Here is an 8,540-nt window from a genome sequence, read left to right on the forward strand (position 1 = left end):
GGGGACACTTCGAGCGGACCGACCGTGTCGCCCCGCGCCCCCCGACCGTTCCCGGGTGGTGAATCCTTTTGTGCGGTCGCGTCGAAGTCGACTTCGATGGACGTCAACAGCCATGCCGAGGAGCTCGCCTCCGACCTCGGCGTCGACAAAGAGGAGGTCAAAGCCGACCTGGAGAACCTGCTGGAGTACAGCGTCCCGATCGACGAGGCGAAACAGAGCGTCCGGCGAAAACACGGTGGCGGCGGCGGGGGTTCGACGCCGACGCCGGACGCGGTCGACGTGGGCGAGATCACCACCGACAACGACGGCGTGACGGTCACCGTCAAGGTGCTCACGCAGGGGACCCGAACGATCCGGTACCAGGGCGACGACCTCACGATCCGCGAGGGCGAGGTCGCCGACGAGACGGGCGTCATCTCCTACACCGCCTGGCAGGACTTCGGGTTCGAGCCCGGCGACTCGCTGACGATCGGCAACGCCGGCGTCCGGGAGTGGGAGGGCGAGCCGGAGCTCAACCTCAACGACTCCACCACCGTCGCCATCGCGGACGAGCCGGTCGATGTCGACCGCGAGGTCGGCGGCGACCGGAACCTCGTCGACATCAGCGCGGGCGACCGCGGGCGCAACGTCGAGGTCCGCGTGCTGGAGGTCGACGAGAAGACGATCTCCGGGCGCGACGGCGAGACCGATATCCTCGAGGGCGTCGTCGGCGACGCGACCGCGAGGCTCCCCTTCACCGACTGGCAGCCGCGGCCCGAGATGGAGCCGGGCGCCGACCTCCGGATCGAGGACGTGTACGTCCGCGAGTTCCGCGGCGTCCCCTCGCTCAACCTCACGGAGTTCTCGACGGTGACGCCGCTTCCCGACCCGGTCGAGGTCGCCGAGGACGCCCCCCGCCTCTCGGTCGGCGAGGCGGTCGACTCGGGCGGGATGTTCGACGTCGAAGTCGTCGGGAACGTCTTGGAGATCCGCGACGGTTCCGGGCTCATCGAGCGCTGCCCGGAGTGCGGCCGCGTGGTCCAGAACGGTCAGTGCCGGAGCCACGGCGACGTGGACGGCGAGGACGACCTGCGCGTGAAGGCGATCCTCGACGACGGCACCGACACCGTCACCGTCGTGCTCGACGACGAGCTCACCGCGGAAGTGTACGGCGGCGGCCTCGACGACGCCCTCGACGCCGCGAAAGAGGCGATGGACAAGGAGGTCGTCGCCGAGGAGATCGCCGACTCGCTCGTCGGGCGCGCCTACCGCGTCCGCGGCAACCTCTCGGTCGACGACTACGGCGCCAACCTCGACGCGGTCGAGTTCGAACTCGCGGACGACGACCCGGCCGAGCACGCCAGAGCCGCGCTCGCGGAGGTGGCCGAATGAGCGACGACGGGCCGGGCGCCCGCGAGGTCGCCCGCCGGGTGTTCGCCGCCGAGTTCGACGACGCCTCCCTCTCCTACTCCGAGAGCGACGAGGAGCGCGCCCCGAACTACGTGGTCACGCCGACGGGAGAGCGCGTGAACCGCCTGTTCGTCGCCGGCGTGCTCACCGAAGTCGAGCGCGTGAACGACGAGACGCGCCGCGGGCGCGTCGTCGACCCCTCCGGCGCCTTCGTCACCTACGCCGGCCAGTACCAGCCAGAGGCGCAGGCGTTCTTAGAGCGCGCCGACCCGCCGTCGTTCGTCGCGCTCACGGGGAAGGCGCGCACCTTCGAGCCGGAGGACTCCGACCGCGTGTTCACCTCCGTCCGGCCCGAGAGCCTGAACGAGGTCGACGGGGACACCCGCGACCGCTGGGTCGTCTCCGCCGCGGAGGCGACGCTGGACCGCCTCGCCGTCTTCGCCGAGGCCCTCGACGCCGACCTCCGCGGCGACGAGCTCCGCGCGGCCCTCGAATCGGGCGGCGCGCCCGCGTCGCTCGCGGCGGGGATCCCGAAGGCGATCGACCACTACGACACCTCGACGGCGTACGTCGAGGCGGTCCGGCGCCTCGCCGTCGACGCGCTGGAGCTGATCGCCGGCGACCGCGACGAGGTCCGGACGCTCGACCTCGCCCCGGACGCCGGCGGCGAGAGCGACATCGGCGCGCTCCCGGAGACCGACGTGACGATCGAGGCCCCGACCGGGGCCGCGGCGCCGTCGGAAGCCGACGAGGCGGGCGTCGAGGCCGAAGCGACCGCTGAGGCCGGGGCGGCGCCGGTCGACGCGACCGGGACCGCGGCCGACGCCGGCGACGAGGCCGACTCGGTCGAGGAGGTCGGCGCGACCGATGTCTCGGAGAGCGAGACGGTTGCGACCACCCCCGCCGAGAGCGACGCGACCACCTCCACGGAAAGCGACGCGACCACATCGGCCGAGAGCGGCACGGCGGATGTCGACGAGACCGACGCGAGCGACGACACCGCGGCGTCCGCCGCCTCCGACGTCGGAGAGGGCGGACTCGGCGACTTCGAGACCGGCGACGGGGAGTCCGACATCGACGCCGGCGAGGCCGACATCGACGCCGAGGAGCCCATCGACGTCGACGAGGGGGCCGACGACGCGGAGGCCCCGGCGGGCTCGGACGACGTCGGCGCCGCGGGCGACGAGATGTACGAGCTCGACGAGACGGAGCGCGAGGAGATCGAGTCCGAGTTCGGCACCGACTTCGCGACCGGCTCCGAGGTCGACGAGCCCGGGGAGGCCGACATCGACGTGCCGGACCCAGAGGAGCTACAGGAGACGCCGGAAGACGCCGCGGCGGCCGACCTCGACGCCGACCCCGTCGAAGCGGAGGCGGATGACGACGCGACCGGTGGGGCGGCCGGAGGCGACGAGACGGACGCGGCCGACGGATCGGACGATGGATCGGACGACGGCGGCGAGGACGTCGACCTGGAGGACGCCGTCATCGATGCCATGGGCGCGCTCGACGACGGCGACGGTGCCGACCGCGAGGCGGTCGTCGACCGCGTGGTCGACGGACACGGCGTCGCCGCGGACGCGGTCGAGGACGCGATCCAGGACGCGCTGATGAGCGGGAAGTGCTACGAGCCCGGCGACGGCGTGCTCAAGCCGATCTGATGGCGCGGGGCGCGTCGCCTGGCGTCGAGCCGGTCGTCGGCGAGCCCGCCGCGGTGGCCGACCTCAGCGGCGAGCGCGCGCTGCTCGTCGCCGACGTCCACGCCGGCATCGAGGTCGGCCTCCGTTACGAGCGCGGCGTCGAGCTCGACGACCGAGCCGACGAGCGCCGGGAGCGCCTCTCTGACCTCCTCGCGGAGACCGACGCCGACCGGCTCGTCGTCCTCGGCGACCTCGCGCACCGCATCGCGGCGCCGGAGGGCGAGGAGCGCGAGGAGCTGGAGACCCTGATCCGAGCGGTGACCGACAGGGTCCCGATGACGCTCGTCGAGGGGAACCACGACGCGGGGGTCGCGGAGGCGTTCGCCGACGACCTCGACGTGATCGGTGCCGGCGGCGGGCTTCTCGGCGGGGTCGGCGACGGCGGCGACGAAGCGAGGCGACGCCGGACCGGCGGCGTCGCCGTCCTCCACGGCCACACCTGGCCCGACCCGGCGCTGCTCGACGCCGACGTGGTGTGCATGGGCCACGAACACCCGCAAGTGCGGCTGGAGGACTCCGTCGGCGGCTCTCGCGTCGAACGCGCCTGGCTCCGTGGCCGGCTCGATCCGGCCGCGTTCGTCGGAGACGACGAATCGGCGGCGGCCGCTCCCGAAGACCCGCCCGAGCTCATCGTCTTCCCGGCGTTCAACGAGCGCTCCGGCGGGACGTGGGTCAACGTCGACGGGCAGTCGTTCCTCGCGCCGTTCCTCCCGGACGCGCTGCCGGCCGGCGACGCGTACCTCCTGAACGGGACGCGGCTCGGCGACTTCCGGCGTCTCTGAGGACGGCGGCCGCTCGGGCGGCCCGGTCTCTCTCGGCGGGAGCGTTTTCTCTCGGGGCACGGAAGCAGGGACATGGTCACCGATCGCGCGCCGACCGAGATCGACGAGGCGGGGTGGCACTGGCTCCGGGTCAAGCACGTGACGGGGTTCCCGCGGAACGCCCGCGACGGCTACTTCCCGAGACACGGCGTGACGCGGCCCGCGGCGACGACGGAGGCGGACCTGCCGTCGGTCGACGACGGAGGGCGGACGACGCTCCCGGCAGACGGTGAGACCGTCGCCGACGCCGACCGACTCGCGCTCGAAACGACCTATCTGAGCGGGAAGTGGCTCGTCGAGCGACCGGCGGAGACGGTCGACGACCTCTGGGAGGCGGTGGTCGACGACGTCGCGGCCGAGCGGTTCTGGGACGCGAAGGTCACGACGCGGGCGGGCCGCGAGGCCTTCGGCGAGGCGGACCACGCCGTGCTCGTGTTCACTCCGAACTACTTCGACCGGGAGGACGTCGACCGCGTCCGCCGACGGCTCGGGGAGGCCCACGGGGTGACCGAGGAGATCCGGTACCGCCCCGACGTGTACACGCTTGACGGGGCCCACGAGGCGCGCCTCGGCGGACTCACCGACTCGGAGGCGTCGCGGTTCCGGGCCTGAAACGCCGTTACGAGACGGGGCGACGGATCACTCGACCGGTCGGAACCGGAAGCCGTCCCAGTCCTGGCTCGCCGGCTCGCGGATCCCCGCGCCCGGCTCCCTGAGGTCGTCGGCGTAGACGGGTTCGACGCGGTCGCCGATGTCGACCTCGACGTCGCCCGGCTCACCGGCGTCGTCCGCGCCCCCGCGCTCGGCCACCTGCCCGAGCGCGCGCACCACCGGGCCGTCGTACTCGTCGCCCATGTCGAACTCGACGATCGCGAGGGTGTTCGGCTCGCGGACGCCCGGCGGAGTCGCCGTCGACATCGTCCACGTGACGATCCGGGCCTCGTACTCGCGGAGGTCGACCGTCCCGACGCGCTCGGCGCCGTTCGGGCTCACGGTGTGAGGCGGATACGTGACCGTTCCGTCCGCGTACTCCGCCGCCTCGAAGGTCGGTTCGGCGCCCCGTTTCCCGTCGCTACCGGTCGCGTCGTCGGTGTCGCTTGTCTCGTGGTCGCTCATCGTCCTCCCTCCAGGATCGCGGTGGTCACGCAGTTCCCGAACCCGCCGACGTTGCAGGCGAGCCCCGTGTCGGCCTCGACCTGCCGCGGACCGGCGTTCCCGGTGACCTGCTGATATATCTCGTACACCTGTGCGACGCCGCTGGCCCCGAGCGGGTGGCCCTTCGATTTGAGCCCGCCGGAGGTGTTGATCGGGAGGTCACCGTCGCGGTCGGTGACGCCCTCCTCGACCGCCTTCCACCCCTCGCCCTTCTCGAAGAAGCCGAGGTCCTCGCTCTGGAGGAACTCGAGGATGGTGAACATGTCGTGGAGCTCAGCGACGTCGACGTCGTCGGGTCCGACGCCGGCCATCTCGTACGCGATCTCCGAGGAGTCGACGACGCCGCCCATCGTCGTCGGGTCCGCGCGCTCGTGGACGACGTGGGTGTCGGTCGCGCCGCCGATTCCGGAGATCACCGCGTACTCGTCTTCGGGGACGTACTCCTGGGCGACGGACTCGGGACAGAACGCGAGCGCCGCGGAGCCGTCCGTGATCGGACAGAAGTCGTACAACCGGAGGGGGTCGGCGACGACCGGCGAACCGAGCACCGTGTCGAGGTCGACCTCCTTCTGAAACTGCGCGTGGGGGTTGTCCACGCCGTTCCGGTGATTCTTCACCGCGACCTTCCCGAGACTCTCGCGGGGCGCGTCGTACTCGTCGAGGTACAGGCGGGCGGTGAGCCCCGCGAACGAGGGGAGCGTGACGCCGTGTTTGTACTCGACCGGGTGCGTGAGCGACGCGATCACGTCGGTCGCCTCCGAGGTCGTCCGGTGGGTCATCTTCTCGCCGCCGACGAGCATCGTGACGTCGCTCGCGCCGGAGGCGACCGACTGCCACGCGGCGTACACGCCCGCGCCCCCCGAGGAGGAGGTCTGGTCGATCCGAGCGGTGTACGCTCCCGTGGCCGCCAAGTCGTGAGCGAGCGCGTTCGGGACGCCGGTCTGTCCCTCGAACTCGCCGCTGGCCATGTTCGAGACGTACAGGTGATCGAGGTCGCCGCCGTCGATGCCGGCGTCGTCGAGCGCGGCCGCGCCCGCCTCGGCCAACAGCTCCTGCACCCAAGCGTCGCGCTGCCCGAACTGGGTCATCGACGCGCCGATTACCGCTACGCGTTCCATACCGATGCGTCCACGGCGCTCGCCTAAAGCGTACCTCTCTGCGGTCGCCGGGGCGGTGAGGGGTCCCGCGGGCGGGTCACTCCGCGCGCCGGCCGGCGTGACCGGGGTAGTCGCGCTCGAACCGCGATCCGATCTCCTCGCGGTCGAGTCGGATCACGACCGGACGCCCGTGGGGGCAGGCGTACGGGTTCTCGCAGGCGTCGAGCCGGTCGAGCAGGTCGACGACCCGCCCCTCCGTCAGCGAGGTGTTCCCGGTCACGGAGGGGTAACACGCCAGGTCCGCGAGCAGTTCGTCGACGACGTCGGTCACCGGCTCGTCGCCCGCGGCCGCGTCGTCGACGAACGCGGAGAGGACGTTCCGGAGGAGGTCAGGGTCCAGCGCGGCGTCGAAGACGGCCGGGACCGATTCGACGACCACCTCGCGGTCGCCCGCCCGCTCGGCGCGGAACCCGATCTCCGCGAGGTCCTCTGCGAAGTCGTCGAACAGCGCCGCCTCCCGCGCGGTGAGTTCGACGCGGACCGGCTCCGCGAGCGCCTGCGCGTCGGCGCCGTCGGCGAACGCCTCCCGCAGGCGCTCGTAGTTCACTCGCTCGTCGGCCGCGTGCTGGTCGATCAGCACGAGCCCGTCCGGCGCCTCCGCGACGACGTAGGTGTCGTGGAGCTGCCCGAGCACCCGAAGCGACGGGAGCGAGTCGAAGGTCCGCTCCGCGGCCTCGGTGGTGTCGCCGGCGAGGGTCCGCTGGGCGGTCGGAGTCGGACGCGGCTCGGCCGCCGCCTCCGTCGCCGGTTCTCGTCGCTCGTTCGGCGCAGCGGCGGCGCCGTCCGTGACGGAGTCGGTGCCGGGGTCGGCCGTGGGGTCGACGTCGGAGTCCGACGCGGAACCGGTGGCGGCGTCGTCGGTGACAGCGGCTCCCGAGTCGTCGAATCGACCGAGCCCGTCCGCCTCTTTCGCGTCGGTCTCGGTCGCGGCCGCGCTTCCGCCCTCGTCTCCCGAGTCGCCCTCGGCGTCGTCCGGCGTCGACTGCCAGCTCCGCGGCGACGGCCGGTCGGCCGGGGACGGGTCCGGGTCGGTGGCGGGGTCAGAGCTCACGTCGCCGACCGCCCACGCGTCCTCGTCGGTCGGGTCCAGCTCGGATGCGCCGGCCGCGGCGTCGGCGCTCTCGACGCCGTCAGCGCTTCGGCCGTCGTCGCTTCGGTCATCGCCGCTTCGGCCGTCGCGGTCGCCGAGCGCCGCGCGCTCGTGGTCGGTCCCGGCGCCGCCGACGGCCTCGGCCTCCGGGCCCTCGGGGCTGATCTCGGTCTGGTCCGGCGCCGACTGCCCCCGCGGCGCGGTCGAGCGGACCAGTCCGTGGTCGAGCAGCGCCCCCTCGACCGCCGCCTCCACGGCGGCGCGCACGGCCGGTTCCTCGTCGAACCGGACCTCCAGCTTGCGCGGGTGGACGTTCACGTCGACGTCGCCGGGCGGCACCTCGACGAACAGCACCGCGAAGGGGTAGCGGTCGGGCGCGAGCTGCCCGCCGTACGCCTCCAACACCGCCTCGCGGAGCGCGCTCGCGGTGACGTACCGGTCGTTGACGTAGGTGGCGAGGTACTCGCGGGTCGAGCGCGTCGTCTCCGGGTGGGAGACGAGGCCGGTGACGCGGCGGACCGGGGGATCGTCGGGTGCGGCGGAGTCCGCCGCGTCGCCCTCCGGCTCCCACTCCACGTCGACCATCGCCTCCGCGACCTCGCGGCCGTACACGGACAGCACGGCCGACCGGAGGTCGCCGTTCCCCTCGGTGGCGAACGTCTCGCGGCCGTCGTGCTCCAGCGAGACGGCGACGCCGGGGTTCGCGAGCGCGTAGCCGGTGACGACCGTGTTGACCCGGTCGAACTCGGTGGCCGTCCGCTTGAGGAACTTCTTGCGGGCGGGGGTGTTATAAAAGAGGTCCGTCACCTCGACGGTCGTCCCCTCGGGACAGCCCGCCGGGCGCACCTCGCCGACGTCGCCGCCTTCGACCGTGACCTCGGCGCCCGCGTCGGCGCCCGGAGGACGCGACCGGACGGTGAGCCGCGAGACCGCGCCGACGGTGTACAGCGCCTCGCCGCGGAAGCCGAGGGTACCGACCCCGCGGTCGAGGTCCTCGATGTCGCCGATCTTCGAGGTGGCGTGCTCCGCGACCGCGGCCTCCAACTGGTCCGCCGGGATGCCCACGCCGTCGTCGCGGACGCGGACCCCCTCGGTGCCGCCGGCCTCGACCGAGACGGCGACCCGGCTCGCGCCGGCGTCGAGGCTGTTCTCGATCAGCTCCTTGACGACGCTCGCCGGGCGCTCGACGACCTCGCCGGCCGCGATGCGCTGGACGGTGCGCTCGTCC

Annotated in this window: 7 protein-coding genes; 4 read left to right on the forward strand and 3 right to left on the reverse strand. The window is 72.9% G+C overall.

Annotated features, from left to right (window positions below):
* Positions 1–96 precede the first annotated feature (96 nt).
* From DJ74_RS06295 to DJ74_RS06310, 4 genes are all read left to right on the forward strand, one after another.
* Positions 97–1,371 carry a Single-stranded DNA binding protein gene (locus DJ74_RS06295; RefSeq protein WP_094524806.1) on the forward strand — a complete coding sequence of 425 codons (1,275 nt, stop codon included), beginning with the start codon at positions 97–99 and terminating at the stop codon, positions 1,369–1,371.
* Entirely contained in the window at positions 1,368–3,050 is a 1,683-nt protein-coding gene (locus tag DJ74_RS06300; protein ID WP_094526692.1) for a hypothetical protein, read from the forward strand. Before DJ74_RS06295 ends, DJ74_RS06300 begins: the two co-directional genes overlap by 4 nt.
* On the forward strand, positions 3,050–3,871 hold the full coding sequence (locus tag DJ74_RS06305; protein WP_094526693.1) for a metallophosphoesterase: 822 nt from the start codon (positions 3,050–3,052) through the stop codon (positions 3,869–3,871). Before DJ74_RS06300 ends, DJ74_RS06305 begins: the two co-directional genes overlap by 1 nt.
* Before the next feature lie 72 nt (positions 3,872–3,943).
* Complete coding sequence (locus tag DJ74_RS06310; protein ID WP_094524809.1) at positions 3,944–4,522, forward strand: putative phosphothreonine lyase domain-containg protein; 579 nt, start codon at positions 3,944–3,946, stop codon at positions 4,520–4,522.
* Positions 4,523–4,549: 27 nt separating this feature from the next.
* Here the strand turns inward: DJ74_RS06310 and DJ74_RS06315 are convergent, their stop codons facing one another.
* The 3 genes from DJ74_RS06315 to mutL form a co-directional block, all read right to left on the reverse strand.
* Entirely contained in the window at positions 4,550–5,026 is a 477-nt protein-coding gene (locus DJ74_RS06315) for a hypothetical protein (protein ID WP_094524810.1), read from the reverse strand.
* Complete coding sequence (locus tag DJ74_RS06320) at positions 5,023–6,183, reverse strand: 3-ketoacyl-CoA thiolase (RefSeq protein WP_094526694.1); 1,161 nt, start codon at positions 6,181–6,183, stop codon at positions 5,023–5,025. The genes DJ74_RS06315 and DJ74_RS06320 overlap by 4 nt, the downstream gene beginning before the upstream one ends.
* A gap of 76 nt (positions 6,184–6,259) precedes the next feature.
* Positions 6,260–8,540: DNA mismatch repair endonuclease MutL (mutL, locus tag DJ74_RS06325; protein ID WP_094526711.1), on the reverse strand; the 2,281-nt coding region annotated here is incomplete at its 5' end.

This window comes from Halorubrum sp. Ea8 (assembly GCF_002252925.1).
GTDB lineage: Archaea > Halobacteriota > Halobacteria > Halobacteriales > Haloferacaceae > Halorubrum.

What these genes read in the sequence shown, in the direction of transcription:
- DJ74_RS06295 (WP_094524806.1), top strand. Translation starts at nt 97, where the DNA reads ATGGACGTCAACAGCCATGCCGAGGAGCTCGCCTCCGACCTCGGCGTC.
- DJ74_RS06300 (WP_094526692.1), top strand. Translation starts at nt 1,368, where the DNA reads ATGAGCGACGACGGGCCGGGCGCCCGCGAGGTCGCCCGCCGGGTGTTC.
- DJ74_RS06305 (WP_094526693.1), top strand. Translation starts at nt 3,050, where the DNA reads ATGGCGCGGGGCGCGTCGCCTGGCGTCGAGCCGGTCGTCGGCGAGCCC.
- DJ74_RS06310 (WP_094524809.1), top strand. Translation starts at nt 3,944, where the DNA reads ATGGTCACCGATCGCGCGCCGACCGAGATCGACGAGGCGGGGTGGCAC.
- DJ74_RS06315 (WP_094524810.1), bottom strand. Translation starts at nt 5,026, where the DNA reads ATGAGCGACCACGAGACAAGCGACACCGACGACGCGACCGGTAGCGAC.
- DJ74_RS06320 (WP_094526694.1), bottom strand. Translation starts at nt 6,183, where the DNA reads ATGGAACGCGTAGCGGTAATCGGCGCGTCGATGACCCAGTTCGGGCAG.